The organism is Streptomyces sp. Edi4 (assembly GCF_040253615.1).
Classification (GTDB): Bacteria; Actinomycetota; Actinomycetes; order Streptomycetales; family Streptomycetaceae; genus Streptomyces.
On sequence record NZ_JBEJGY010000004.1, the window covers coordinates 2,541,118 to 2,567,722 of the forward strand.

At 71.2% G+C, this 26,605-nt stretch carries 20 protein-coding genes, 1 tRNA gene and 2 pseudogenes; 6 read left to right on the forward strand and 17 right to left on the reverse strand.

Annotated elements, in window-relative coordinates:
* Positions 1-11 precede the first annotated feature (11 nt).
* Positions 12-1,208: pseudogene (locus tag ABR738_RS13535) on the forward strand (glycosyltransferase 87 family protein); the annotation flags it as partial.
* 52 nt (positions 1,209-1,260) lie between these two features.
* Here the strand turns inward: ABR738_RS13535 and ABR738_RS13540 are convergent.
* From ABR738_RS13540 to ABR738_RS13580, 9 genes are all read right to left on the reverse strand, one after another.
* Positions 1,261-1,494: a hypothetical protein gene (locus ABR738_RS13540; protein WP_053726163.1), complete on the reverse strand. Its 234-nt coding sequence runs from the start codon at positions 1,492-1,494 to the stop codon at positions 1,261-1,263.
* A 2-nt stretch (positions 1,495-1,496) separates the two neighbouring features.
* Complete coding sequence (locus tag ABR738_RS13545) at positions 1,497-1,667, reverse strand: hypothetical protein (RefSeq protein WP_350230227.1); 171 nt, start codon at positions 1,665-1,667, stop codon at positions 1,497-1,499.
* Positions 1,668-1,930: 263 nt separating this feature from the next.
* Positions 1,931-2,003 (reverse strand) — tRNA-Ala (locus ABR738_RS13550).
* 112 nt (positions 2,004-2,115) lie between these two features.
* The gene (locus tag ABR738_RS13555; RefSeq protein ID WP_350234557.1) at positions 2,116-2,772 is read right to left on the reverse strand and encodes a histidine phosphatase family protein; all 657 of its coding nucleotides are present in this window, start codon (positions 2,770-2,772) and stop codon (positions 2,116-2,118) included.
* Positions 2,769-3,206 carry a ribosome silencing factor gene (gene rsfS / locus ABR738_RS13560; RefSeq protein ID WP_100578254.1) on the reverse strand — a complete coding sequence of 146 codons (438 nt, stop codon included), beginning with the start codon at positions 3,204-3,206 and terminating at the stop codon, positions 2,769-2,771. Before rsfS ends, ABR738_RS13555 begins: the two co-directional genes overlap by 4 nt.
* A gap of 92 nt (positions 3,207-3,298) precedes the next feature.
* On the reverse strand, positions 3,299-5,107 hold the full coding sequence (locus ABR738_RS13565; protein WP_350230228.1) for an LCP family protein: 1,809 nt from the start codon (positions 5,105-5,107) through the stop codon (positions 3,299-3,301).
* Between the two features lie 46 nt (positions 5,108-5,153).
* On the reverse strand, positions 5,154-5,771 hold the full coding sequence (gene nadD / locus ABR738_RS13570; protein WP_350230229.1) for a nicotinate-nucleotide adenylyltransferase: 618 nt from the start codon (positions 5,769-5,771) through the stop codon (positions 5,154-5,156).
* Positions 5,772-5,808: 37 nt separating this feature from the next.
* Complete coding sequence (locus ABR738_RS13575) at positions 5,809-5,970, reverse strand: hypothetical protein (protein WP_350230230.1); 162 nt, start codon at positions 5,968-5,970, stop codon at positions 5,809-5,811.
* A gap of 81 nt (positions 5,971-6,051) precedes the next feature.
* On the reverse strand, positions 6,052-6,225 hold the full coding sequence (locus ABR738_RS13580) for a hypothetical protein (RefSeq protein WP_350234896.1): 174 nt from the start codon (positions 6,223-6,225) through the stop codon (positions 6,052-6,054).
* A gap of 109 nt (positions 6,226-6,334) precedes the next feature.
* Between ABR738_RS13580 and ABR738_RS13585 the strand changes: the two genes are divergently transcribed.
* Positions 6,335-7,453, forward strand: coding sequence for a M48 family metallopeptidase (locus ABR738_RS13585; RefSeq protein ID WP_350230231.1), 1,119 nt, complete (start codon positions 6,335-6,337; stop codon positions 7,451-7,453).
* A gap of 232 nt (positions 7,454-7,685) precedes the next feature.
* Here the strand turns inward: ABR738_RS13585 and ABR738_RS13590 are convergent, their stop codons facing one another.
* The 5 genes and pseudogenes from ABR738_RS13590 to proB form a co-directional block, all read right to left on the reverse strand.
* Positions 7,686-8,783, reverse strand: a complete 1,098-nt coding sequence (locus ABR738_RS13590) for an SCO2583 family membrane protein (protein ID WP_350230232.1) — start codon at positions 8,781-8,783, stop codon at positions 7,686-7,688.
* Between the two features lie 359 nt (positions 8,784-9,142).
* Positions 9,143-9,715, reverse strand: a pseudogene (locus ABR738_RS13595) (SCO2584 family spore wall biosynthesis protein); the annotation flags it as partial.
* Between the two features lie 79 nt (positions 9,716-9,794).
* Positions 9,795-11,111, reverse strand: coding sequence for a glutamate-5-semialdehyde dehydrogenase (locus tag ABR738_RS13600; RefSeq protein ID WP_350230233.1), 1,317 nt, complete (start codon positions 11,109-11,111; stop codon positions 9,795-9,797).
* A 416-nt stretch (positions 11,112-11,527) separates the two neighbouring features.
* On the reverse strand, positions 11,528-11,989 hold the full coding sequence (locus tag ABR738_RS13605; protein ID WP_350230234.1) for a DUF8830 family protein: 462 nt from the start codon (positions 11,987-11,989) through the stop codon (positions 11,528-11,530).
* Between the two features lie 152 nt (positions 11,990-12,141).
* The gene (gene proB, locus ABR738_RS13610; RefSeq protein WP_350230235.1) at positions 12,142-13,269 is read right to left on the reverse strand and encodes a glutamate 5-kinase; all 1,128 of its coding nucleotides are present in this window, start codon (positions 13,267-13,269) and stop codon (positions 12,142-12,144) included.
* A gap of 316 nt (positions 13,270-13,585) precedes the next feature.
* On the opposite strand from proB, the gene ABR738_RS13615 reads away from it, so the two are divergent.
* Positions 13,586-15,793, forward strand: coding sequence for a PIG-L family deacetylase (locus tag ABR738_RS13615; RefSeq protein WP_350230236.1), 2,208 nt, complete (start codon positions 13,586-13,588; stop codon positions 15,791-15,793).
* A gap of 162 nt (positions 15,794-15,955) precedes the next feature.
* On the opposite strand, the gene ABR738_RS13620 is transcribed toward ABR738_RS13615, so the two are convergent.
* From ABR738_RS13620 to ABR738_RS13630, 3 genes are read right to left on the reverse strand one after another with little or no spacing between them, the layout of a single operon-like run.
* Positions 15,956-16,408: a GtrA family protein gene (locus ABR738_RS13620; RefSeq protein WP_350230237.1), complete on the reverse strand. Its 453-nt coding sequence runs from the start codon at positions 16,406-16,408 to the stop codon at positions 15,956-15,958.
* Positions 16,408-17,409: a glycosyltransferase family 2 protein gene (locus ABR738_RS13625; RefSeq protein WP_350234558.1), complete on the reverse strand. Its 1,002-nt coding sequence runs from the start codon at positions 17,407-17,409 to the stop codon at positions 16,408-16,410. The genes ABR738_RS13620 and ABR738_RS13625 overlap by 1 nt, the downstream gene beginning before the upstream one ends.
* Positions 17,410-17,411: 2 nt before the next feature.
* The gene (locus ABR738_RS13630; protein ID WP_350230238.1) at positions 17,412-19,994 is read right to left on the reverse strand and encodes a YfhO family protein; all 2,583 of its coding nucleotides are present in this window, start codon (positions 19,992-19,994) and stop codon (positions 17,412-17,414) included.
* Between the two features lie 313 nt (positions 19,995-20,307).
* Between ABR738_RS13630 and ABR738_RS13635 the strand changes: the two genes are divergently transcribed.
* The 3 genes from ABR738_RS13635 (at position 20,308) to ABR738_RS13645 (ending at position 26,578) form a co-directional block, all read left to right on the forward strand.
* Positions 20,308-23,178, forward strand: a complete 2,871-nt coding sequence (locus ABR738_RS13635) for a bifunctional glycosyltransferase/CDP-glycerol:glycerophosphate glycerophosphotransferase (protein ID WP_350230239.1) — start codon at positions 20,308-20,310, stop codon at positions 23,176-23,178.
* Positions 23,175-24,347 (forward strand): glycosyltransferase, encoded by a 1,173-nt coding sequence (locus ABR738_RS13640; protein ID WP_350230240.1) that lies wholly within the window; start codon positions 23,175-23,177, stop codon positions 24,345-24,347. The genes ABR738_RS13635 and ABR738_RS13640 overlap by 4 nt, the downstream gene beginning before the upstream one ends.
* A 356-nt stretch (positions 24,348-24,703) precedes the next feature.
* On the forward strand, positions 24,704-26,578 hold the full coding sequence (locus tag ABR738_RS13645; RefSeq protein WP_350234559.1) for a glycosyltransferase family 2 protein: 1,875 nt from the start codon (positions 24,704-24,706) through the stop codon (positions 26,576-26,578).
* Positions 26,579-26,605 lie beyond the last annotated feature (27 nt).

Sequence of the window (26,605 nt, forward strand, 5' to 3'; positions counted from 1 at the left end):
CCTTCGTGACCGTGAAGGTACTGGCGCACGCCGCTGTCCGCTTCCCCTCCGCACGCCGTCCCGTGCCCCTGGCCGCCGCCGTCTGCCTGTTCTCCTTCGCGGTCTTCTGGGCCGCTCAGCGGGCCGCCGGGGTCTCGATGATCGACCTGCTGGTCTACCGGGCCGAGGGCCGGGCCGTACGGGCGGGCGCCGACCTGTACGCGATGCGCGCGACACCCGCGCGGCTGCCCACCACCTACCCGCCGTTCGCGGCCCTGGTGTTCACCCCGCTCACCCTGCTCGGCGTCCCGCAGCTGCGGGTGCTTGCGCCCCTGGCCAATCTGGGGCTGCTGGTCGCTCTGGCCCATCTGTCACTGCGGCTCGCGGGGCGCCACCGCCCCGGAGCCGCGCTGTGGATCGCCGCGCTCGCCGTGTGGTGCGAGCCGGTGTGGACGACGCTGCGCTATGGCCAGATCAATCTGCTGCTGGCCGTCGCGGTGCTCTGGGATCTCACGCGCGCCGAGGGCCACCGCTGGGCGGGCGCCGGCATCGGCCTGGCCGCCGCACTGAAGCTCACCCCTGCCCTGTTCGCGCTGTTCCTGCTGGTCACCGCCGTCGTCGGCAAGGAAACAGCCGCCGGGAACTTTTCGCGCGCCATGACCATTAGGGCCGCTTCGGTGTTCTGCGCGGCCACTGCGGCGGCCGCCGCACTGCTCCCGCGCGACTCGGTGCGCTTCTGGACGTCCATGGTCTTCGAGGCGGGCCGGGTCGGTCATGCGGAGGACACCGCCAACCAGTCGCTGCGCGGGGTGCTGGCCCGCCTGCTGCACACCGGGGAGCCGGGCGCGTGGTGGACGGCGGGAGCGGTCGTTACAGCCGCGCTCGGGCTGGCGGTCGCGGTCCGCGCCGAACTGCGCGGGGAGCGGGCCTGGGCCACGCTGACCTGCGCCGTGACCGGACTGCTCGTCAGCCCCGTCTCCTGGTCGCACCACTGGGTGTGGTGTGTGCCGGCGGTGGTGCTGCTCGGCTTCGAGAGGCCGCGCTGGGCGCTGGGGGGCACCGCCGTCTTCGCCACGTACGCGCTGTGGTGGGTCCCGCACGGCACGAGCCGGCCCGAACTGGCCCAGGGCGGCGGCGACATGGTGCTCTCGGCGCTCTATCCGCTGGCGGGCGCGTGCTTCCTCGTGCTGGCGGCGCTCAGGCCATGGGGAAGGACGCGCAGGCCGTCAGGAAGGACGCTCAGGCCATGGGGAAGGACGCGCAGGCCGTCAGGAAGGACGCTCAGGCCGTGGCGAAGGAGTAGAAGCGCTTCAGTGTGCAGTGCGCCTCAAGGAGACGGCCGTAGATCGGCTCCCCTTCGAGTTCCCGGTACGTCTCGATGGGGTCGCCCTTTATGATCAGCGCCCGGGCGCACTCCTCGCACCAGTACTGATAGTCGGTGTTGACCGGATCCATGTCCCTGACGATGGGCGTACCACTGCCGCACCAGTCGCATTTCCGCCTGTGTGCACCCATGTTCAGCTCCAGCTGTGGCCGCAGGCCGTGCACACGTAGGACACGCCACCGTTGTCGCCGAGCATCTGGGCGACATGGGAGGAACCGCAGGACGGGCAGCTCAGGCGGGTACCGAGCACCGGCGCGTGCGGGCCGCCGGGCGGTTGTGGGAATTCTTCGCGACTCGCGGGCATCGCGCGCTCCCTCCCGTTCGGTCCGTCGTCCCCCTCCGGCCGTCCCGATTCTGCCATGTCCTCGCAAGAGGGTCAGTGCTGTCGGGGTACGAGACCGGCCAGGCCGCCCAGGACGGCCCCACCATCAGGTGCGCGGGAGTGTGGGTACGGCGCGCGGGCGCAAGTGCGCGCCGGCCGCGGCCGCGCCGCGCTCAGGGAACCAGGACCCCAACAAGGACCCCAACAAGAAGATCCCGCCCCCACGAGGGGACGGGATCCGATTGTGGAGCTAAGGAGAATTGAACTCCTGACCTCCTGCATGCCATGCAGGCGCTCTACCAACTGAGCTATAGCCCCGCTGTTCGCCTTGTTTCCGCTTCTTCGGCGGTCCCGCGCTGCGAACAAGAAGAACTCTAGCCTGTGACCTGCCGGAAAGTGAAATCCGGCCTCCACCACCCCTGAGCAGCGGTTAGTCGTCGTCGCCGAGGACCGGCTCGGGGAGCGTGCCGGCGTTGTGCTCGAGCAGACGCCAGCCGCGCGCGCCCTCGCCGAGGACGGACCAGCAGCAGTTGGTGAGGCCGCCAAGGCCCTCCCAGTGGTGCGCTTCAAGTCCGAGCAGGCGGCCGATGGTGGTGCGGATGGTGCCGCCGTGGCTGACGACGACGAGGCTGCCGCCGTCGGGCAGTTTGTCGGCATGCCGCAGCACGACCGGGGCGGCCCGGTCTGCGACCTCGGTCTCCAGCTCGCCGCCGCCCCTGCGCACCGCCTCGCCGCGCTTCCACGCGGCGTACTGCTCGCCGTACCGGGCGACGATCTCCTCGTGCGTGAGCCCCTGCCAGGCGCCCGCGTACGTCTCGCGCAGCCCCGCGTCGTGCTCGACCGGCAGGCCGGTGACGGCCGCGAGCTCGGCGGCCGTGGCGGCGGCCCGCTGAAGGTCGGAGGCGATGATCGCGTCCGGCTTCAGCGCGGCCAGCAGGCGCGCGGCCCGGTGCGCCTGGGCGACGCCGGTCTCCGTCAGCTCGATGTCCGTGGAGCCCTGGAAGCGGCGCTCCAGGTTCCAGGCCGTCTGGCCGTGCCGCCACAGGACTATCCGGCGGCCACGGCCGCCCTTGGTGGTGCCGTTCAGCTCAGCTCACCGTCCGTCTCGTCGGCGCCGGTGAGCGCGGCGTGCTCGGCCGCCTTGCCCCGGGTCTTCATGGCGTCGTCCGGCAGGGGCAGCTCGGGGCAGTCCTTCCACAGGCGCTCGAGCGCGTAGAAGACGCGCTCCTCGCTGTGCTGGACGTGCACGACGATGTCGACGTAGTCGAGCAGGATCCAGCGGGCGTCGCGGTCGCCCTCACGGCGCACCGGCTTGGCGCCGAGCTCCTTGTTCAGCCGCTCTTCGATCTCGTCGACGATCGACTTGACCTGGCGGTCGTTGGGCGCGGAGGCGAGCAGGAAGGCGTCGGTGATCGACAGCACGTCGCTGACGTCGTACGCGATGATGTCGTGCGCGAGCCGGTCGGCGGCCGCCTGAGCGGCGGCGGTGATGAGCTCGATGGAACGGTCCGTGGCGGTCACAAGCAGGCTTTCGTCGGCGGTCAGATCGGATCAGATCGAATTCCAGGATCTCACGGACCGCCGACAGTCCCGAAAGGATCGCTTTCGCGCCCTCAGCCGGTGGGTTTGTAATCCTTGCCGATGACCACCGAAACGTCGGCGTTGGCGGCCGCGTCGCCCTGCTTGACGGCGCTGTCCGGCAGGCCGAGGGTCTTGGCCACCTCCGTGGCCTTCGCCTTCTTCGCCGCGTCCGCGTACAGAACCTGCGAGGCGGCCTGCGTGCCGCCGCTTCCGGCGTCCACGAACGCGTAGCCGCCGTTGACCAGGGTGATCCGGGCGGACTCGGAGGCTTTGGCGTTGCCGCTGGCGTTCTTGACGCCGACCCGGACAGCGGCGCCCTGGTCGGACCCGCCGGCGCCCAGACGTCCACCCAGAATGTCCTTGATCACGCTGTCGCTGGTCTGCTGGCTCAGCGTGCCGTCGGGCTGCACCGGAAGCAGCGCCGTCTTGTACGCGCCGGCCTTGGCGTGCTCGGCGAGCTTGGCCAGCGCCGCCCCCAGGTCGCTCTCGGGCAGCGACGGATCGAGGATCTGCGCGAGCGTCTGGACGGTGACGGTGGCCGCCTTCGGATCGTCCGAGATCTTGCGCAGCACCCCGTACATCACCGCGCCGAACCGCTGGAGCTGCTTGGTCTCGGGCTCGCCGGGGCCCCGGTAGGTGGCATAGGCGACGGCCATCGGGCCGCTGAGCGTCTGGTCCTCGCCCTTCTTCACCACCGGGTCGCTGCCCTGCTTGGCGCCGGGAACGTCCGCATCCGTACTGATGTCGATGTTTCCGACGAGGTCTACGAGGTTTTCCAGGTACGGGGTGTCGAGCCGCCACGTGCCAGTGATCTTGGCGCCGAGGAGGTTGGACAGCGCGTCCCGGGTGCCCTGCGAGCCGTCCCCGTCCACGGACTTGCCCAGGGTGGTGCGGCTGCCGTCGTCGTCGGTGAGGGCCAGGGAGTTGGGCAGCAGCACGGTGGTGCCCTGCCCGGCACCCGCGTTGTTGACGAGCAGCACCGTGGAGGTGCCGCCCGCCTTGGTGTTGTGCAGATGCACGACGATCACGTCTCGCTTCTGCGCCCCGGCCGTGGCCCCGCCCTTCTTGGCGTCCGACGAGGACGAGGAACCGGGCAGCTTGCCCGCGAACCAGAGGTAGCCGACGCCGCCCGCCACCAGCAGGACGAGCGCCACGACGAGGGCGACGACGCGGTTGCGGCCACGACGCTTGGCCTCCTCGCGGCGCTCGCTGCGGCTCTCGGTGAACTTCAGCCAGTCGATGACGTCTTCGGAGTCCTCATTGGGCTCCTCGATGAAGGAGAACTGCTCGGTGCCGTAGTCGCGGTCGGCTTTCTCGCCGCCCTCGTCCTTGCGCTGCTTGGGCACCGCGGGCGCGGTCGGCGGCTCCGCCCCGGACGGCGCCGACGCGGCGGACGCCTGTGTCGCGGCGGGCGTCGGAGGGGTGGCCGGCGGCGGGGGCGCCTGGGCGGGCGGCTGCTGGGCGGAGGCAGGACCCTGCCCGTAGCTCTGCCCGTAGTCGCTTCCCTGGCCGGTCCCGTAGGCCTGCTGCGGGAACCGCTGGGTCCCCTGGAACTCCTGTGGCTGCTGGGGCAGTTGCTGCCCGTAGGGGTCGTACGGCGACTGCTGCGGCACGTACGTCTGGTCGTACCCGTACCCCTGTTGCTGCTGTTGCTGCTGAGGTTCCTGCGGCCGCGCGTAGGGGTCGTACGCCTGCTGCTGCGACGGGACCTGCTGGTGCGGCGGGACCTGCTGATGCGAAGCCTGCTGCTGCGGGACCTGCTGGTACACCGGTCGGCCGTACTCGTCGTATCCGACCAACTGCACCTGAGGTGCATGCGGATCGTACTGGCGGTCGTTCACCGGTGGCCTTCTCTCACTCGCCGACGTACAGGCGCTACAGCTGGTCTCACTCGCCGCGGTACAGCTGGCGCTTGTCGATGTAGCGGACCACACCGTCCGGAACCAGATACCAGACGGGGTCGCCCTGCGCGACCCTGGCCCGGCAGCCGGTCGAGGAAATCGCCAGCGCCGGCACCTCCACCAACGAGACCCCGCCCTCGGGCAGACCGTCGTCCGTCAGCACATGGCCGGGGCGGGTCACACCGATGAAATGGGCGAGCGAGAACAGCTCTTCGGCGTCCCGCCAGGTGAGGATCTGGGCCAGCGCGTCGGCGCCGGTGATGAAGAAGAGGTCCGCGTCGCTGTTACGGTCGCGCAGATCTCGCAGGGTGTCGATGGTGTACGTCGCCCCGCCCCGGTCGATGTCGATGCGGCTGACCGAGAACTGCGGGTTGGACGCGGTGGCGATGACCGTCATCAGATAACGGTCCTCGGCCGGGGACACCAGCTTGTGGCTCTTCTGCCAGGGCTGCCCGGTCGGCACGAAGACGACCTCGTCCAGATGGAACTGCGAGGCCACCTCGCTCGCGGCCACGAGGTGTCCGTGATGGATCGGATCAAACGTTCCGCCCATCACACCGATGCGTCGCTTCACCGGACCGGTAGGCACTTCCTGCTCTCCCATGCGTGCAGAGCCTACTGGCCCGGCTTACGGCCCCGGATCAGCGGTCGCGGTTGAAGCGGGTGGTGATCCAGAGCAGCAGGAGCAGGGCGAGCAGCGCGCCGCCGCCCGTCATCCAGGGCTGCAAGCTGTCGTGGTTGCCACCGTGCTCGGCGCCTTCGGCGAGCGAGACCAGGTTGGCGGCGGTGCTGTGGAGGCTCATCTTCGGCAGGACCTATCCGGGAGTCGGGGCGGAGACTTCGCCCACATCGTATGCGGGCGGTCCGGGCACGCTCACGCCGACTCAGTCGTTGTCGTTGTCGTCGCCGCCGTTCGAGCGGTATCCGCGCAGCAGGAACCAGGCCAGCAGGGCCGCTCCGACCATGGAGGCGAGGAGCAGGATCCGCAGCAGCGCACCCGGTCCCTGCCCGGAGGCGGCGGCGAGAGCAGTGACGACGTCCGGCATGACGTCCGGCATGGCAGGTCTCCTCGAAGTTATCCACAGGCCCCCGGGCCACGGTACCGCCACCGCCTAGTGTGGATGTCGTCAGGGGGACGAGCCGACACTCGAACGACAGGGGGCACCCATGACCGAGGGCTTCAACGACAACGTGCCGAGCAGGCAGCGGCGCAGGTTCCCCGGGATCTCCTCCCGGGCCTACGAACACCCCGCCGACCGCTCGGCGCTGGTCGCGCTGCGCAAGCTGTCCGGTTTCGACACCGTATTCAAGGCACTGAGCGGGCTCCTGCCCGAGCGCAGCCTGAGACTGCTTTTCCTGTCGGACTCCGTGCGCGTGGGCGACACACAGTTCGCCCACCTCAACTCCATGCTGCGGGACGCCTGTTACATCCTGGACCTGGAGAAGGTCCCCCCGATGTACGTCACGCAGAACCCGCAGCCCAACGCGATGTGCATCGGTCTCGACGAGCCGATCATCGTGGTGACGACGGGCCTGGTGGAGCTGCTTGACGAGGAGGAGATGCGCGCGGTCGTGGGCCACGAGGTGGGCCATGCCCTCTCCGGCCACGCGGTCTACCGCACGATCCTGCTCTTCCTGACCAACCTCGCCCTCAAGGTCGCGTGGATCCCGCTGGGCAACGTGGCGATCATGGCGATCGTGACGGCGCTTCGTGAATGGTTCCGCAAGTCGGAGCTGTCGGCGGACCGGGCCGGGCTGCTGGTGGGCCAGGATCCGCACGCCTCGATGCGGGGGCTGATGAAGATAGCCGGCGGCAACCACCTGCACGAGATGAACGTGGACGCGTTCCTTGAGCAGGCCGAGGAGTACGAGGCCGGGGGCGACCTGCGCGATTCCGTACTGAAGATCCTCAATGTGCTGCCCCGCTCCCACCCCTTCACCGCGGTGCGCGCCGCCGAGTTGAAGAAGTGGACGGAGACTCGCGACTACCAGCGGATCATGGACGGTCACTATCCGCACCGCGACGAGGACAAGGACACCTCGGTGTCCGACTCCTTCCGGGAGTCTGCGGCCTCCTACGCCGACGCGGTCAAGACGAGCAAGGACCCGCTGATGAAGCTGGTCGGCGACATCGCGGGCGGCACGGCGGACCTGGGCGGCAAGCTGCGCGACAAGTTCACGGGGGCGGGGGCCCGTCCCACGGACAAGGCGGCCGGCCCGGACGCGCCGGCATCCGACGGCAAGGACGACAGGGGGGACCAGACGCGGGACCAGAAGGGGGACTAGAACGGGGACCAGAGGACCGGCCGGAAAGCTGAGCGCGGGAAGGCTGAGCTCGGGAGTCTGAGCCCGGGAGGCTGAGTCCGGGAAGGCCAAGCCCGGCTGAGCCCGGGAGGCTGAGCCCGGGAGGCTGAGCCCGGGAGGCTGAGCCCGGGAAGGCCAAGCCTCCCGGCCAAGGGGTGTGAGCGGGCGCGCCGGGCGTCGGTGACCGGGCTGCTTGGGTGGGACCGCGCGGGCGTCAGCCGGTTGCTGTTGCTGGGATGGGCTGCGCGGCTGGGGACAGGGTGGCGCAGAAACCCTCGGGGGCGGGGCCGGTCGCGAACGGATCGGTGGCGGCCGGCCCGGCCGCGCTCGCCCGCTCCCCCGCGAGGAGCGGCCGCAGCAGACCGGCCACATCGGCGGAGCAGGACTGCGGGCCGGCCTCCAGGGTGCTGGTCTGGAGCTCGGTCCTGTCCAGACGCAGATCCTCGCGGTCGAGCCGGAAGTGGAGCTCGCGACGGACCACGAACAGCGAGGCGTCCCCGGCGTGCGGGCCCGCGCCGGCCGGGCGCAGCGCGTACACGAAGACGTAGTCGGCGCTGACGTCGAGCGCGTCGGAACCGGCCTCCGCGTAGCCCATCGCGCCCTGGACCCGTACGTGGGGGTCGGCCAGTGCCACCTTGGCCGGGTCGAAGCGGACCAGCCAGCCGGTGGCGGAGTGCCGGCCGTCGTCGGCCGGGGTGGCAAGGCTCTGGTCGAACTGGGCCATCAGATCGGGGTCGAGCAGCACACGGACCGCCCGGGCCGGGCCGCCGGTGAGGACGCTCGGGTCCAGGGACGACTTGACCAGGTAGTCCTTGGTGATGGTGAGGGCGTCCATCACCTGGGCTTCGGAGAAGTGGGAGGTTTTGGTGACCGGGGGCAGATCGATCCCGGCGGCACCGGTGCGGAACGAGGCGGCCGGGCTGTGCGCGAAGAGCTGGTCGGCGTCGCCGCCCGGCACGGGGCCCTGGGGGGCCAGGGGGACGACGGTCATCCGCAGGGCGTCGGGACTGCTGGCGGACGGCGGCTGATAGGGGTGGCGGACGCCCATGTAGATGGCGGTGCTGAAGGCGAGGAGGAGCAGCAGGACCAGGGCGATGGCGGGTTTGGAGGAAGCCCTGAGGGACCAGGCCGGACGAGGGCGTACGGCACGCGCGTGTTCGTGCATCCGCTCCTGCGCGGAGTACTCCTGGAGCCGGGCAGCGCGGACGAACGATTCGTCGAAGACGACGGACCGGTACTCGTCGTCACCTCCGCCGGGAAGGCCCTCGGGTGTCCCCTCGGGTCCCTCGGGTGGCACTTCACGCCCTGCCATACCTTCAGGGTAGGTCTGGCGGGGGGAAGGTAAACGCGCTGGTGCGCGACAAGTTCCGCGGAGTTCCGGCGGGGTGGTTCAGGCGCTGCTCAGGGGGTGCGCGGGGCGAGGGAGCCCCCAGCCGAACCGGACGCCGCGGATGCCGCGGACGTGGCTTGTGCGGCGGACGTGGCTGGTACGGCGGACGTGGCTGGTACGGCGGGCGCCGCCGTGGCGGACGCCACCGGCGTGCCCGGTGCAACCCCCGTACCCAACGTGCCCCCCGTGCCCCGCGTGACCCCCGTACTCGACGTGCCTCCCGTGCCCGGTGTGTCTGCCGTACCCGGCGGGACCCCCGCACCCGGTGTGTCTCTCGTGCCCGGGAGTACCGGGGCACCCGGGGCCGGGGCGCTGCCGGTGGCGGTGGCGTTCGTCGGGTTGTCCACGTTGCTGGTGGCCGGGGGCGGGGCCTTGTCGTCGCGGCTCGAGGAGGCGCCACGGTAGACGGCGGAGAAGGCGAGGGCGACCATGCCGATACCCATGATCACGGCCATCACCCAGGCGATGGGCCGGTGCCAGCGGGTGCGGCCGCGATAGGGACGCAGGACCCCGCCGAAGCGGCCGTAAGGGCCTGCTTCCGCGCTGCCGGACAGGCCGGGACCGTCAAAGAAGAGGTCGTGCGGGTCGCGGCCGGGGTGGCGGGGGTCGTAACCGTCGTCGTAGAGGTCGTCGTCGGGGGCTCCGGCGCCCGCGCGGGCGCGGGCCGCTTCGGCGTCGGCGCGGGCCTGCGCGGCGGCGAGCAGGCGCTCGACCGCGCTGGGTTCGTGGATGGCGGCGGCTCGTACGAAGTCCTCGTCGAACACCACGGAGGCGAAGTCATCGTCCGCGCCCCCGCGGTCGTCGTCGGGCTCCCAGCCGTCCGGGAACGGCCCGCCCCCTACGTCGTCCGGCACCTGTTCAGGGTAGCCCCGGGCGGCCGGTTTGGGCAGAGACTGGCTGAAGTCGGGCGCCCGGAAAGGGAGTTGTCGTCAACTACCGGATGTGACCGTCGCCGGTCACGATGTACTTCGTCGAGGTCAGCTCGGGCAGTCCCATGGGGCCGCGGGCGTGCAGCTTCTGGGTGGAGATGCCGATCTCGGCGCCGAATCCGAACTGGCCGCCGTCGGTGAAGCGGGTCGAGGCGTTGACGGCGACGGTGGTGGAGTCGACGAGCTGGGTGAAGCGGCGGGCGGCGGCCTGCGAGGTGGTGACGATGGCCTCGGTGTGCCCCGAGGTCCACTGCCGGATGTGGGCGACGGCGTCGTCGAGGGAGTCGACGACGGCGGCGGCGATGTCGTACGAGAGGTATTCGGTCTCCCAGTCCTCGGCCGTGGCGTCGACGACGGTCGCCTTGGAGGCGTCCGCGTAGGAGCGCACACGGGCGTCGGCGTGGACGGTGACGCCGGCTTCGGCGAGCGCGTCCAGGGCGAGCGGCAGGAAGGCGTCGGCGATGTCGCGGTGGACGAGAAGGGTCTCGGCGGAGTTGCAGACCGAGGGGCGCTGCGCCTTGGAGTTGATCAGGATGCCGACGGCCATGGCGAGGTCGGCCTCGGCATCGACGTACACATGGCAGTTGCCGGTGCCGGTCTCGATGACGGGGACGGTGGACTGCTCCACGACGGTGCGGATCAGGGAGGCGCCGCCGCGCGGGATGAGGACGTCCACGAGGCCTCGTGCGCGCATCAACTCCCGTACGGAGTCGCGGGATTCGCCGGGGACGAGTTGCACCGCGTCGGCGGGCAGACCCGCGCCTGCGACGGCGTCGCGCACCACGCCGACCAGGGCGGTGTTGGAGGCGTACGCCGAGGACGAGCCGCGCAGCAACACGGCGTTGCCGGACTTGAGGCAGAGGGCGGCGGCGTCCACGGTCACGTTGGGCCGGGCCTCGTAGATGATGCCGACGACGCCGAGCGGGACGCGGATCTGGCGCAGGTCGATGCCGTTGGGCAGGGTCGAGCCGCGCACGACCTCGCCGACGGGGTCGGGCAGGGCCGCCACGTCGCGCACGTCGGAGGCGATGGCGGCGATCCGCTCGGGGGTCAGGGTCAGCCGGTCGATGACGGTCTCGCCGGTGCCGGCCTCGCGGGCCTTGGCGACGTCCACGGCGTTGGCCTCGACGATCTCGGCGGCGCGGGCCTCCAGGGCGTCCGCGATCGCATGCAGCACGGCGTCCTTGACCGCGCGCGGAAGTGGCGCGATCTCGGCGGCGGCAGCGCGCGCCTGCTGGGCGGTCCGCGTGACCGGGGAGACGTCGTCGGGCGAGGAGGCCGGGGAGGGCGAGGCCGGGGAGGGCGAGGAGTGCGAAGCCATGCCCGCAGGGTAATGCGCGCGGGGCGGGCGTTTCGCCCCGGTTCCACTCCCCGAGACCGCCCTGCGGCTCCCCGGGCGGTCGGGGGAGCCCCCCCGGTGGTCCCCCGGGGCTCCCCCGGTGCTCTTGCGGTGCTCCCCTGGATGCTCCACGTGGCTTCCCCAGCGCTCGCCCGGGCGGCCCCCGGGGACCCCGCGGTGTACCCCGGGCGGTCGGGGGAGCGTCCCCGGGCCCCCTCCCCCGCGCCCCCGGTCCCCCAAGCGGCGCGGGCCCCCACCGGCACAAGCCCCCACCGGCACACGGCCCCCCAGGACCCCGCAGGACTCCCGAGGTGTCCGGAATCGCTCCCAGGGCGTCCGGAATCGCTCCCGACGTGTCCGGCTATTCCGCGCGCGAGGGCGGCGCAGGGCCGCATGGGTCAGAACGGGTGGACGCCCACCGGGGCGGCCGGGGGTGGTCCGTAGCCTTCGGCCAGCCGCTGGTGGTAGGTGCCTCGGTCGATGACCTCGAGGCCGACGATCTCCCAGGGCGGGAGCTTCGCGGTGGAGCGGTGTTCGCCCCACAGGCGCAGGGCGACGGCCGCCGCGTCGTGCAGGTCGCGGGCCTCTTCCCAGTAGCGGATCTCGGCGTGGTCCTCGGCGTAGCGGCTGGTCAGCAGGAAGGGGTGGTCGTGGGCGAGCTGTTCGAGGCCCCGTCGGACCTCCTTCAGCGGCGTCTCGGCCCCCGAGACGCTGAGCGTGATGTGCCACAGCCTCGGGGTGTCCCCGTGCTGCTTGTCGGGTACTTCTCCGCGTTCGACGTCGGCCCCCGTCCCCACACTGGTCAGGGTCCGCTCAGCCGTCGTCCCTCGGGGCGCCGCCCCCGGGCGCGCTCGTCTCACCGGCGGCCTCCTGCGCTGCTGTGTGCGATGCGGTGCGGTACTGCGCGGATTGCCACTCCCCGCGTACCCCGCTTCAAAGTTGACCAGCCCGAGGCCGGGCGCGGGGCGGTTTTCCTGAAGGTGTCTGTCTTATGGCTGGACTTTCAGCCGTTTCAGGGGTGCAGGACGGCCAGATCGTCCCTGTGTACGACTTCGCGCTCGTAGGCGGGGCCGAGTTCGCGCGCGAGCTCGCGGGTGGAGCGCCCAAGGAGCTGGGGGATCTCCTTGGCGTCGAAGGTGACCAGGCCACGGGCGACGGCCCGGCCCGCCAGATCGCGCAGTTCGACGGGGTCGCCTGCGGCGAACTCGCCCTCGACGGCGGCGATTCCGGCCGGGAGCAGGGACTTGTGGCCTTCGACGACGGCGCGTACGGCTCCGTCGTCCAGGACGAGGGCGCCCTGCGGGGTGGAGGCGTGGGCCAGCCACAAAAGGCGGTCGGCCGAGCGGCGTCCGGTGCGGTGGAAGTGGGTTCCGGTCGCGCGGCCGGCGAGCGCGTCGGCGGCCCGGCTCGCGGACGTGAGGACGACGGGGATGCCGGCGGCCGCCGCGATCCGGGCCGCCTCGACCTTGGTGACCATGCCGCCGGTGCCGACCCCGGCCTTGCCCGCGCTGCCGATCTGGACGTGCGCGATGTCGTCGGGGCCACGCACCTCCTCGATGCGCGCGGTGCCGGGCCGGGCGGGGTCGCCGTCGTAGAGGCCGTCGACATCGGAGAGCAGGACCAGCAGGTCGGCGCGGACCAGGTGGGCGACGAGGGCCGCGAGCCGGTCGTTGTCGCCGAAGCGGATCTCGTCGGTGGCCACCGTGTCGTTCTCGTTGACGACGGGAAGCGCGCCCATGGCCAGGAGCTGGTCCAACGTGCGGTAGGCGTTGCGGTAGTGGGCGCGCCGGCTGGTGTCGTCGGTGGTGAGCAGGACCTGTCCCACGCGTACGCCGTAGCGGGCGAAGGAGGCGGTGTAGCGGGCGACGAGGAGGCCCTGGCCGACGCTGGCCGCGGCCTGCTGGCGGGCGAGGTCCTTGGGGCGGCGGCGCAGTCCGAGGGGGGCGAGGCCGGCGGCGATGGCGCCGGAGGAGACGAGCACGATGTCCTTCTCGCCGCCGCCGCGTGCCTTGGCGAGGACGTCGACGAGGGCGTCGACCCGGTCCGCGTCGAGGCCGCCGGAGGCGGTGGTGAGGGAAGAGGAACCGATCTTGACCACGATGCGGCGGGCCTGTGCCACCTGCTGCCTTGCCACTGTCACACCATGAAATCTATGTCAGGACGGCCGGGCGGCGCTTGGAAGTTCCAACCGGCGGACAGCCTCACCGGGACGGGACAGAGATCCTTTAAGCTCGAATAAGCTCGAAAAGGCGGGAAAACCGGGGATGGCGTGGCTTGCCGGCGTGTTGAAGCCCACACCTCCATACCGTGCGGCTTTGTACCGGCGAGGCGATTTTAGGGTCGGAAGTGAAACCTCCCGGGCCGCTGCCCCCTCCCTTCTGATGACTTGTCGAACAACTCCATGACGCGCTCCCGGGGGATTCGGGGCACATGGATGCAACAAGGAGCGTGCCGAAATGCCCTCGTCACCACCTCGCCGACGTCTGCTGCAGGTCGCCGGGGGCGGCCTCGTGGCGGCGCCTCTCGCGTATGGCGGATGGCAGTGGCTGGCGCCGCACCGAGGGTCGGGCGACGAGGACCCGTCCACGGGCACCACCACGGGAAAGCCCGCGTCGGACTCCGCCGATCAGGCGTATCTGCATGTCATCGCGCACGCCGACGACAGCATCTACTTCATGAACCCGGACCTGGAGCAGTCGATACGCAGCGGCGCCCTGTCCATGACGGTGTGCATGACCAGCGGTGAGTCGGACGGCCGCAACGCGCCCGGCAGGGCGGCCCAGTTCAAGGCGACGCCCACGGACCGGCCCGGCTTCGCGCGCGCCCGCATCAACGGGCTGCGCGCCGCCAACGCCCTGATGGCGACCGGTGACGACAACAGTCCCTGGACGGTGGAGCCGGTGGAGCTGCTGCCGGGATACCGCGCGGAACTGCACTACTTGCAGGCGGCCCCGCATGTGCAGCTGATCTACATGGGCCTGTGCGAGGCGCGCTATGTGAGCGTGCCGCGCCCGGTGAGCATGCGCGGTCTGTGGCTGGGCGCCATCAAGGAGCTGCCGACGCTGCCGGGCACGGGCAGCACGGTGGGGATGCCGCGCGCCTATACCCGCGACCAGATCATCGACGCCCTGGTGGCGGTGATCGCGCGGGTCAACCCGACGGTGATACGGACCCTGGACCCCACACCGATGCACGCGCCGCGCGAGACGGTGGCGATGATGAGCGCGCCGACGATACTGCGCGGGCTGAGCTATCTGGACCATCAGGACCACACGTCCTCGGCCCGGTTCATGCAGGCCGCGATGGAGCGGTACTGGGCCGCGGGCAAGCGCCGCGCGGCCTCGGTGTCCAACTACATCGGCTACCCGACCAATTACACGCCGCCGTCCCTGGACGCGGCGGCCACCCGGCGCAACTCCCAGCTCCTCAACGCCTACGGCTGGGCGGACCACCGGGACTGCGGCGACCCTTCGGGTTGCGGCGACCTCAAGGTGGGCCCCAATGGTCTGAAGGGCGGCGGGGCCGGCTGGGCGCGCGGCACCCGCACCCGCACGCCGGGCACCTCGCGCTGGGTGGCGCCGCTCAAGGACGGCCGGCTCGCGGCGTTCGCGGTGCTCAACGGCGCGGTGCGCTGCTGGGTGGAGCAGGCGGCGGGCAAGGGCACGTGGCTGGGGCCGTTCGACGCGGTGGGCAGCGCGGGCGGTCCGCTCGACCCGCAGGTGGAGGTCGTGCGCCACGCTGACGGAACGCTTCAGCTGTTCGCGGCGCGTACGGTGCTGCCGTTCAACGGGAACAAGCACCACAAGGAACTGGTGTGCGTCCAGCAGAGCGGCATCGGCGCCGACGGGGTGCCCACGTTCGGCGCCTGGACCTCGCTGGGGGCGCCGGACACCGCCTTGGACAAGACACTGGAGACGGGCTATCCGGCGACCGCCCTCGCCCCGGACGGCACGGTGCATGTCCTGGTGCGCAACTGGGCGGGCGACATCGCCCTGCGCAGCGGGCGCGGCGGCCGGGGCTGGGGGCCCTGGCGGCTGCTCGACCACCCGGCGGGCAAGCAGCCGCCGCATCCTTTGGTGGTGGAGGGGATCGACGCCCTGGTCGATCCCTCGGGCCGGCTCCATGTGGCCGCGCCGATCGCCAAGACGGTGCTGCACTGGGTGTCGCCCGCGCCGGGCGAACTGCCGGAGCTGACGCCGCCGACGGGGATGACGCCGTCGGGCAGCGCGGTGAGTCTGGTGGCGGACGGCAAGGGCGGCGTGTGCGCGGTCTACCGCCAGGCGGGCACCGCGCAGGTGGCTCTCGCCTCGCCCGACGGTTCCGCCGAGCAGTGGAAGACGGAGCGGCGCGCTCCGGTGGGCGGTTACGGCCGGGTCGCGGTGGCCCGGCTCAGCGGCAACGGCTCGCCCCTGATCCTCGCGGCCCGGGACGACCAGGGCCGTGTGGTCGCCTCCTCGCACGCGTCGGCGGGGCCGGACGGCTGGGAGACGCCGGGCCTTCAGTTCGTGGGGATACCGGGGATCGCCCAGGACGCGGGGGGCCGGGGCGTGATCGTGGTCCTCGGCACGGACGGCCTGCTGTACGCCTCCCGCCAGACCAAGCCGGGCGCCCGGTTCGGGAACTGGGCGGTGGCGGCGCACCAGAGCCAGGGCAGCCGCGTCTAGCGGGACGCGGGCAACCGGCAGCCGGCAGCCGGCAGCCGGCATACGGCAGCCGGCATACGGCAGTCGGCAGTCGGCAGTCGGCATACGGAACGCGGACATACGGAAAGGGGGCGGACGCCCGTCAGGGTGTCCGCCCCCTTTCGCGTGGCCGGGGCGGGCCGGCTATTTCACCGGGATCTCGCGCGCCGCCGCCTCGGGTTCGCCGGGGCCCGGATGGCGGGGCACCAGAATCCGACGGGAGAGCACATAAGTGAACGGGATCGCGACCACGGCGGCGACCAGCGGAGCGATGGTCTTGTTCATCCCGACCCAGTGCACCAGGGCGAAAAGTCCGGCGCTCTGCACCACGAAGTTGGTGACGTTGGTGAGCGGGAAGAGCAGGAACTTCTTCCAGGTCGGCTGGGTGCGGTAGGTGAAGTAGGTGTTCAGGAAGAACGAGCCGACCATGCTGAGCAGGAAGGCGATGGTGTACGCGATGAAGTACGGCAGGTGCGCCAGGTGGAGCAGCGGCCAGTAGAAGGCGTAGAAGGTGCAGGTGTTGACCCCGCCGACGAAGCCGAACCGGATCACCTGCCCGAGCTGCGTGTCCATCAGACGGTCAAGCCGGGCTTTCATCAGATGGCCCCGCGGGTCCGGGCGTCGTCCAGCGGCTCACGCAGCGGCACCCTCGGCTGCACGCCGTGCGGCTTGCCCGGGAAGCCGTGCGCCTCCTTCACCAGGAAGTGCGGGCGGCGCTTGGTCTCGTAGTAGATGCGACCGATGTACTCGCCGATCAGGCCGAGCATCACCATCTGCACCCCGCCGAGGCCCACGATGATCGCGACGAGGGTGACATAGCCCGGTGTGCTGACGCCGTAGGCGATGGCGGCGACGATGATCCACAGGGCGTAGGCGGCGCCGACTCCGGCCAGCAGGAGGCCGAGCCAGATCGCGATGCGCAGCGGGCGGTTGTTGAAGGAGATCAGGCCGTCCATGCCGTAGTTGAGCAGGGAGCCGAACTTCCACTTGGTCTCGCCCGCCTCGCGCTGGGCGTTCTGGTAGTCGAAGGTGACGGTGTCGAAGCCGATCCAGGAGAAGAGGCCTTTGGAGAAGCGGTTGTACTCGCCGAGCGAGAGCAGCGCGTCCACGGCGGGCCGCGACAGCATGCGGAAGTCGCCCACGCCGTCGGTGAGTTCGACGTCGACCCACTTGTTGACCGCGCGGTAGTAGATGCTGCTCAGGGCGGAGCGGACCTTCTTGTCGCCCTCGCGGGTGCGGCGGGCGATGATCTGGTCGTGGCCGAGCTGGTAGAGGTCGATCATCCGCTCGATGAGCTCCGGCGGGTGCTGGAGGTCGGCGTCCATGATGACCACGGCGTCGCCGGTGGCCTCGCGCAGCCCGGCGAGCATGCCGGCCTCCTTGCCGAAGTTGCGGCTGAAGGAGACGTAGCGGGTGGCGTCGGGGTGCTTTTCGGCCAGGTCGCGCAGGTGGATGAGCGTCTTGTCGCGGCTGCCGTCGTCCACGTAGCAGATCTCGTACTCGACGCGCAGGGTGTCAAGGACGCTGCGGGTCTTGGCGTCGAACTGGTCGATGACCGCGTCTTCGTTGTAACAGGGGACGACGACCGACAGCTTCATCATCAGTGCTTTCCGTGGAGGGAAGAGGTGGGCGAGCAACGGGACGACCGGGTACGGATCATGCCTGCGGCCCCCACCGCGAGCAGGGCCGCCAGCGCCAGGCCGCTCGCCAGGAGCCCGGACGTCAGCCCGGGGGCCCGGTACGAGCACGAGAGGCGGGATCCGCCGTCGCCGAGACTCACGGCCATCAGCCCGCCCAGGGTACCGGGGGCCCGCGCGGCGCCGCCGTCCACCGAGCACTGCCAGCCGGTGACGGCGGGCGTGGAGATGACGGCGGTTCCGGTGGTGCCCTCGCGGAAGGTGGCGGCGATCGAGTGGCCGCCGGCCGTGACCTCGAGGGGGGCCGTCGTCGTGAGTTTCTGGACGGCGGCCTTGAGCTTGTCATGGTCCAGGCACCCGACCGGGAACTTCGGGATGTCCTGGATCTTGTGGGTACCCAACGCGACGGTGAACTTGCCGTCCGCCGGTACGGTCCCCAGCGACAGCAGGGTATTGCTCGTCATGGTGGCGCGGCCGTGCTGCTCCTGGGTCCTGCCGAGCGCCTGGACGCCGCCCGCGTACCAGGGCGCGTACCAGAAGGCCTCGGTGCCCGGGGCGCACGTGGCGCTGAACGTCGTCCACGGGGAGCCCGTGGCGTTGCCGGGCAGGCGCAACGCGCCGCCGGGGCCGGTGCTGGGCGCCGGGCCCGCGGTGGGCGTGAGGGCGGGTACGCCGTAGACGCCGGCGCCGAGCACGCGTTCCTGGCGGGCGAAGACCGAGGTGTCGTGGGCGCCGGCGTCGGTGGCGCTGCCCGGGCGCCAGGTGACCACGGGCGGCGCCGCCACCGTCTTGTGGGTGAACCCGTCGGCGTTCTTGGCCCAGTCCAGATAGCTGCCGACGCCCATGATCGCGCGGCCGACGGGGTCGGTGACGCTCAGGGTGTGGCGGCCCTGGATGTACCAGCCGGCGCCGAGGCCGTGCAGCGCCTCGGCGGTCGTGGCCGGCACATAGCTGCTGTAGTACGAACCGCCCTCACCCCCGAGCAGCAGCGGGTCGTTGTTGGCGAACTCGTGCGGGCCCGGGTCGCTGCGGTGGGCCGGCCAGTCGTCGTGGGCCCGTACGGCGTCGTAGGCGGCGCGGGAGTGGGCGTCCAGCGTCCGCTTCGGGCTCCACCAGGCGCTCTTGTCGCGGATCACGGTGACCGAGAAGACGGTGTACGCGGTGGACAGGAACACGGTGCAGGCCAGCGCGGCGGTCAGGGCGACGCGAAGTCGCCGCCGGCCCCGGTGGCGGTACAGCAGCAGGAGCAGTACGAGGACGAGCGCTCCGCCGCCGACGGTGAGGATCCAGGAGGCGCGCACCAGGTAGACGCTGCGCGCCCCGAGCGCCACCACCACGACGGTCACCCCCGCGCCGTACAGCAGTTCCCGGGGGCGCGGGCGGCGGGCGAGCGCCATCCAGGCGACGATCACGAGCATCGCGGTGAGGGCGATGGAGGCGCGGTAGGGGCTGCCGTTGGGCATGGCGAGGCCGTGCCAGAGCAGGATCGTCGGCGTCCAGATGAAGGAGAGCGCGACCAGCACGAGCAGGACGCACCAGGCGATCCGCTCCTTGCCGGGCACCCGCCGCACGAAGGGGAGGGTGAACACCAGGAGCAGCGGCAGGATGCCGACGGAGATCTGCGGGGCCGGGGCGAGCAGGCCGCCGGGCAGCAGGTGCGCGAGATAGTCGGTGACGTCGGGCGGGCCCGGGTAGGTGGCGTCGGGGGCGGGCTGCGAGAGCTTGCTGGCCTTGAGGCCGACACTCAGGACGGGGGCGGCGAGCAGGATGCCGGTCGCGGTCATCGTGGCGGCCCGCACCAGGGCGTTCAGGCGCTGCCTGCGGGGGGTGTCGGCCAGCAGGAGGCGTACGGCGAAGACCAGGCCCATGCCGATGGTGGCCATCGCCGCGATGTAGAAGTTGCCGGCCCAGGAGGCGAAGACGAGCAGGGCGCCGAGGATCCAATGGCGCCCGCGCAGGCACCAGTCGGAGGCGATGCCGAGCAGCGGGAAGGCGGCCAGGCCCCACATCCACATGGGGTCGGAGAAGCCGTCGGAGATCATCCAGGCGCTGACCGCGTAGCCGGTCGCGAGCAGCGCGCGCAGCCAGGGCGAGCCCGGGCGCAGCCGCCCGAGCAGGACGGTCATGAGGAACGCGCCGAGGCCGACGCTGAGCAGGGTGACCAGGAAGACCGGCAGCTCCACCTGGTCGCGCGGGAAGAGCGCGACGAGCCAGGAGAAGGGGTTCATCAGATAGGTGAAGAAGTCCCCCAGAAAGGGGACACCGAATCCGCTGCTCCAGTTGAAAAGCAGGTCTCCGGAGGTGTTCCCGCGCAAAAGGTCCCACAGGTGCGCGTGGAAGGGCACGAACTGGTTGCCCAGGTCGTTGACGGCTCGTGAACGGGAACCGAAGGGGTAGGTGCCGTGGACGGCCATCGCCAGGCAGTAGGCCCCCATGGAGATCACGGCCGACAGCATCGCGGCGGCCGTCCGGGCCCCGGGCGGCTTCCTGCGGGGACGGTCGGCCTTCTCGGTGGTCGCCGGTCCCGCGGGGGAGGTTTTCAGCACCGTGCCTTCTCGTTCACTCGCCGTATGTCTCTTCGCCCACGCGGTGCCTTGCCGTGACAGTGGTGGGCTCGCGGAGCAGTATGACGTTTCCGGGGGGCGCGTGCCCTGGCATCGCCCCTTCGGTAGAGGAGGACGGCGGGCTTCCGGTTGCCCGGGGCTTCCTCACGGTTGCGTAACGGACTCGTGCGGATGTGCGAATGCGATCACATCGACGCACACCGGCAAGGACCGGCCACCCGTGTGGGCGCCTGCCTGAAGGCCCCCGGACACCAGGTAGCGTTGGCCCGCATGCCATGAGCGCAAATGGATTGAGGTGCCAGTGCCTGACGTCTCCGTGATCGTCATCGTCTACAACGATGAAGATCGACTGCCGACGGCCGTCCAGTCCGTGTTGGATCAGACGCACAGGAGCGTCGAGGTCCTGATCGTCGACGACTGCAGCAAGGACCGCTCCTTCGAGGTCGCGCAGGAGCTCCAGGCCGCCAACCCGGGACGGGTCCGGGCATTCCAGCTGCCGCGAAACAGCGGCGGCTGCGGAGCGCCGCGCAACCACGGTATTTCCGAGGCCCTCGGCACGTACGTGATGTTCCTCGACAGCGACGACGTCCTGGAGCGCAACGCCTGCCGCAACATGGTGGCCGCCGCCGAGCGCACCGGCGCCGACCTGGTCTCGGGCATGTGCGTCCGCGTCCACCTGGACAGCCGGCACGGCAAGACCACCGAGTGGTATCCGTGGATCTACTCCGCGACCCGCACGCTCGAGTCGATCACCGAGATGCCGGACCTGCTGGTCTTCGACACCCTGTCGACGAACAAGTGCTACCGGCGCGCCTACCTGCTCGAACAGGAGCTGACCTTCCCCGTCGGCATCCACTACGAGGACCTGCTGTTCTCCGCGCAGGCCTATGTCGCCGCCGCCCGGATCACCCTGATCCCCAACCACGTCTACTACTGGAACGTCACGGAGAGCGCCGCGGCGAAGTCGATCAGCAACCGGCGCCACGAGATCGCCAACTTCGTGCACCGCATGGAGATCCACCGGCGCGTGGACGACCTGCTCGACGCCAAGGGCTACGACGACCTGAAGTTCCGCAAGGACGTCAAGTTCCTCAAGCACGACCTCGTCCTCCATCTGCGCGATCTGCCGCTGCTCGACAACGCCTACCGGCACGAGTTCGCCGAGCTCGCCAACAGCTATCTGGCGACCATCTCGCCGGACGCCTACGCCGAGGTGACACCCATCCAGGCCATCTGCGCCTACCTCCTGGGCCGCGAGGACTGGCAGAACCTGATGCCGGCCGCCGAGGCCCTGATCACCCCCGGCAAGGTCACCACGCCGCTGGTGGAGAAGGACGGCCGGATCTACTGGTGCGCCGAGCACCTGGACGACCCGGACGGCGCCCGCATCCTGGACGTCACCGACGCCGGCTACCACACCCGCCCGCTGACCAAGCTCTCCCTGGGCAACCGCCTCACCTCCTACGCCGACGACGGGCACGGCAAGGTGCGCCTGGCCGGTTCGGTGGTCAACCCGCTGGGCCGCGTCAAGCCCGGCGCCGAACTGCACGGCTCCCTGGAGTTCCGGGCCCGCCGCACCAGCTTGCAGTCCTTCCACTTCCCGCTCACCTCGCTGACCCACGCGGGGGGGACGCTGGACTGGACGGCGCAGGCGGACATCGCCCGCAAGCTGCGTCCGCTGGGCATCATCGACGTGGTCTGGGACGTCTGGCTCAACCTGGACATCGACGGCGACACGGTCGCCACCCGGGTCTCGGCCGGCAGCATCGACGTGAACTCCGGGCATCCGCTGCGCGTGCGCCCCCGGCTGACCCGCCTGGTCTCCGACCGCATCGAGCCCTCCGTCTCCAAGAAGGGCAACCTGTCCTACGTCCTGACCGCCCGGGGCGCGGCGGCCGTGCGCGCCCAGGGTCTGATCGAGGAGGCGCTGCGCAGCCGGGCGGCGGGCGTCGCCAAGAAGAGCCTGCGCAAGGCCCGCCGGGCCAAGAAGGACCTCAGCTCGGGTGCCACCAAGGTCCGGGTGTACGAGGAGGTGCTGAGCAAACTGCCCCTCCGCAAGGGCCTGGTGGTCTTCGAGAGCCACCTGGGCAAGCAGTTCAGCGACAGCCCCAAGGCCATCTACGACGAACTGCGCCGCCAGGGCGTGGACTTCGAGGCCGTGTGGTCCTACGAGGGCGCCAAGCCCACCGGGTTCCCCAAGGACGCCACGCTGGTACGGCGCTGGAGCTACGCCTATCTCAGGGCGCTGGCGCAGGCGGAGTTCTGGATCGACAACCAGGGCTTCCCCGCCTCCCTCGCCAAACGCCCCGGTACCACCTACATCCAGACCTGGCACGGCAGCGCGCTCAAGCGGATGGGCTTCGACCTGCCGCAGATGAAGCTCCTGGGCCGCCCCGAGCGCGAGCGCCGCCAGCGGGCCCTGGACCGCTTCGACCACTTCCTGGTCCGCTCGGAGCACGATGTGCGCACCCTGGCCCGGAGCTTCGGACTGCGCGAGGACCGGCTGCTGCGCATCGGATATCCGCGCAATGACGAACTGGTCAAGGCCCGCGAGGCGGAAGCCGCCCGGGGCGCCCGCGAGCGCGGCCCGCTCGCCGGGGAACTGGGGATCGACCCGGCCAAGAAGGTCCTGCTGTACGCGCCGACGTTCCGGGCCACCCCCCAGGGCGCGGTCCGCGCCTTCGAACTTCCCTTTGACGTCGAGGAGTTCGCCAGACGCTTCGGCGAGGAGTACACGCTGCTCATCCGCTCGCACTACCTCAACCAGGTCGTGCTGCCGCCCTCGGTGCGCGGCCGGGTCATCGACGTGTCCAGCGGCTACGACATCTCGCCGCTGCTCGTCCTCGCCGACGCCCTGATCACCGACTACTCCTCGCTGATGTTCGACTACACGCTCCTGGACCGCCCGATGGTCTTCTACGCGTACGACTACGACGAGTACGCGGACGAGAGCCGGGGCACCTACTTCGACCTGCGCGAGAAGGCACCGGGCCCGGTCGTGACGAGCGGGGCCGAGCTGTTCTCGGCGATCGAGGACCTGAAGGCGGCCGACACCGAGTTCGCGGCGGCGCGCGAGCGCTTCACCGCCGAGTTCGCCGAGTACGACCAGGGCACCGCGGCCGAGCGCATCGTCGCGAAGTTCTTCACCTCCGGGAGCGGCAAGTGACCGAGCAGCCCGCCAAGGACGGCGGCCGTGACATCTTCCTCGTCTGCAACGCCGTCAACGAGCTCGGCGGCGTCGGGACCTGGACGCACCAGATGGCCCGCCTCTTCGCGGCCCGGGGCCATCTGGTGCACGTCGTCGGCATCACCCCGCCCTCGCACCCCTTCGAGCTGGACCAGGACCTGCCGTACGGGACGACGACGCTCTACGACGTCCACCCGCCGTCGGTGCCCGGCGCGCGCGGCATCAAGGGCAAGCTGAACGTGGCCGACCGCCGCCGGCGCGCCGCCCGCGCCGAGGGCATGCGGGAGCAGGCGGACAAGCTCACCCGGATGTTCGACCGGGCCCGGCCCGGCGCGGTCGTCATCGTCACGCAGGTGTGGGCGATGGAGTGGGTGGCGCTCGCCGACACCTCGGCGCTCACCGTCATCGGCATGACGCACGAGTCGTTCGAGACCTGCCGCAGATCCTCCCGCTTCGCACGGGTCAAGCGGTTCTACGGCAACAACGGCGTCGACCGGCTGCTCGCGCTGACCCGCGAGGACGCCGACCTGTGGGCCCAACAGAGGCTCGACAACGTCGACTTCATGCCCAACCCGCTGCCGTTCTTCCCCGAGACGCCGTCGCCGCGCACCGGCAAGCACGTGGTGAGCATCGGCCGCCTGCACGAGGAGAAGGGCACCGATCTCCTGCTCGACGCCTGGTCCGAGGTGGCGCCGCTGCACCCGGGCTGGACGCTGCGTGTGTACGGCACGGGATCGGACGAGGCCGCGCTGCGCCACCAGTGCGCCGAGCTCGGCCTGGACGGCTCGGTGGAGTGGATGGGCCGCACCGACGACCCGGCGGGCGCGCTGCGCGAGGGTTCGGTCTTCACGCTCGCCTCGCGCGGCGAGGGCTTCCCGCTGTCGCTCCTTGAGGCCATGGCGACCGGCGTGCCCTGTGTGGCCTTCGACGTGGCGCCCGGCATCCGGGAGATCATCCGGGACGGCGAGGACGGCCTGCTCGCGCCCCCCGGCAACACGCTGGCCTTCGCGCGCCGCCTCGACAGCCTGCTCGGCGACCAGGAGCTGCGCGACCGCCTCGGCGAGGCGGCCCGGACCAACATCCAGCGCTACCGGACCGAGGAGATCGTCCGGCGCTGGGAGGACCTGTTCGCGTTCCTGGAGCGCTGAGCCGACGGCCGCGCGCTTCGCGTTCCTGGAGCGCTGAGCCCACGGCCGCGCGCCGACGCGCGCGCGGTGAGCCGACCGGCCGCCGATCGTTTGCCGACCGACTGCTGATCGGCCGCTGACCGGCCGCGATCGCCTCCGGCCCCGGCACACCGTGTGTGCCGGGGCTTTTCGCCGTCCTCACCTGCGAACCGTCCGCGGGGGCCGGTTGTCCACACCCTTTGACACAGGTCCCTCGGGCGTCGTCCAATGAAAAGGAGGAAATGTGCCAGCGTCCCTTGCTTGGTGAGCCGGTGTCCTGGCGTGCCCCGACCATGCCTGCCATCCGTGCTCCCAGGCCGAGGATGTGTTCTGTGTCCATGGACCCCGTCGTCACCGTGATCGTCCCCGTGCACAACACCCTGCGCTATCTGGAGCGTTGCCTGGGGTCCGTGGACGCGCAGACCATCGGCCGGCGCAGGCTCGAAGTGATCGTGGTCGACGACGGCTCCCGCGACGGCAGCGGCGCCTGGCTGGACGACTGGGCCCGCGACCGGGGCAACGCCCGGGTGATCCACCAGGAGGCCTCCGGCGGCGCGGGCAAGCCGCGCAACGTGGGCATCGGCCTCGCGCGCGGCACCTACCTGTTCTTCCTCGACTCCGACGACCACCTCGGCCCGGACGCGCTGCGGCGGATGGTGGCGATGGCCGACCGGGAGAAGTCCGACGTCGTGTACGGCCGGATCGTGGGCGTGGGCCGGGGCGCCCCGGTGGACCTGCGCACCACCAGCCCCGAGGTCAGCCTCTACGACTCCCCCGTCTACTGGACGCTGGCCCCCTACAAACTGTGGCGCCGCTCGCTGATCGAGGAACACGGGCTGAGGTTCGCCGAGCACCGCCTGCTCAACGAGGACGTGGCCTTCGCCGTCCCCGCGGTGCTGCGCGCCAAGAAGATCTCCGTGGTCGCCGACCACGACTGCTATTTCCTCGAGGGCCGCGGCGACGGGACCAACGCCAGCCGTCAGGACGTCGACTGGGCCGATCAACTCGCCTTCGTGGGCGGCATCCTGCGCACCGTGGCCGATCTGGTGCCGGCCGGCCCCGAGCGGGACAAACTGATGGAGCGTCACTTCCACGGTGAAGTCCTCAGCATGTTCGCCGAGCCCTATCTGGCCCGCGACGCCGAGGACCGCGAGGCCATCGCGGCCGCCGCACGCGTCCTGCTCGACGAGTGGAGCACCGACCGGATCACGCGGGCGCTGCCGCCCCGGCTCAGACTGCGCGCGCACTGTCTGCGGGCCGGCCTCCTGGACGAACTCGCCGAGATCATCCGCGCCGACACCGGAGCCACCCTGCCCCCCGCCCATCTGGAGGGCGACCGCGCTTACGCCGCCTACCCCTACTTCCGCGACGAGCGAGGGGCGATCCCCGACTCCTGCTACGACCTGACCTCCCGCGTCCGGCTCGTCCAGCGGGTCGACTCCTACGCGTGGCAGGGGCCGGTGCTGCGGCTGAGCGGCACGGCCCGGCTCAGCGAGATCGACGACGAGGGCCGGCGCGTCGGCGTGCTGCTGCGCCGCCAGGGCTACACCTACTGGGTGCCCGCCGACATCGCCGAGGACGGCACGTACACGCTCTTTATCGACATCGGCCGGGCCGCCGACGGCGAGCCGCTGCCCGAGGGGACATGGAGCATGCGGATCGTGGCGAGCGCGGGCGAGCTTCGCAGGGAGGCGTGGCTCGCGCGCCCCGAGGACAGCCGGTACGACGCCCCGCCCGGGCCCCGCCTCGTCGATCGCGGCCGGGCGGGGCCCGTCGCGGCCGCCGTCTTCCACTCGGCGGCCCACCAGCACCTCAACCTCGACATCGGCGACACCCGCGTGCTGCTGCCGACCACGGCACGGGGCGCCGTCACCCGCACTCGCCTCGGCCGCGTCGAGGCCACCGCCCGCGTCACCGTGACGGGCTGGCGCCCCGGCCTCGGCGAGGCCCGGCTGCTGCTCGTCTCCGGCCGGCGCACCCTGACCGCGCCCACCTCCACCGAGGTCGGCGCCGACGGCCGCGTCTCGGCGGTGGCCCGCGCCGACGGCGTCGATCCGGGCACCTGGGAGCTGCGGCTGCGCCTGATCGCCGGCGGGTTCCGCCGGGACCTCGTGGTGAGCGACGCCTCGGGCGCGCCGGTGCGGCTGAGCGTTCCGGTCCCGCTGGTGCGCCAGGTGCGCCGCAGGGCGGCCTCGGTACTGCGCGGACACTGAGCACAGCGCGAACCGCCGACGGGCGGG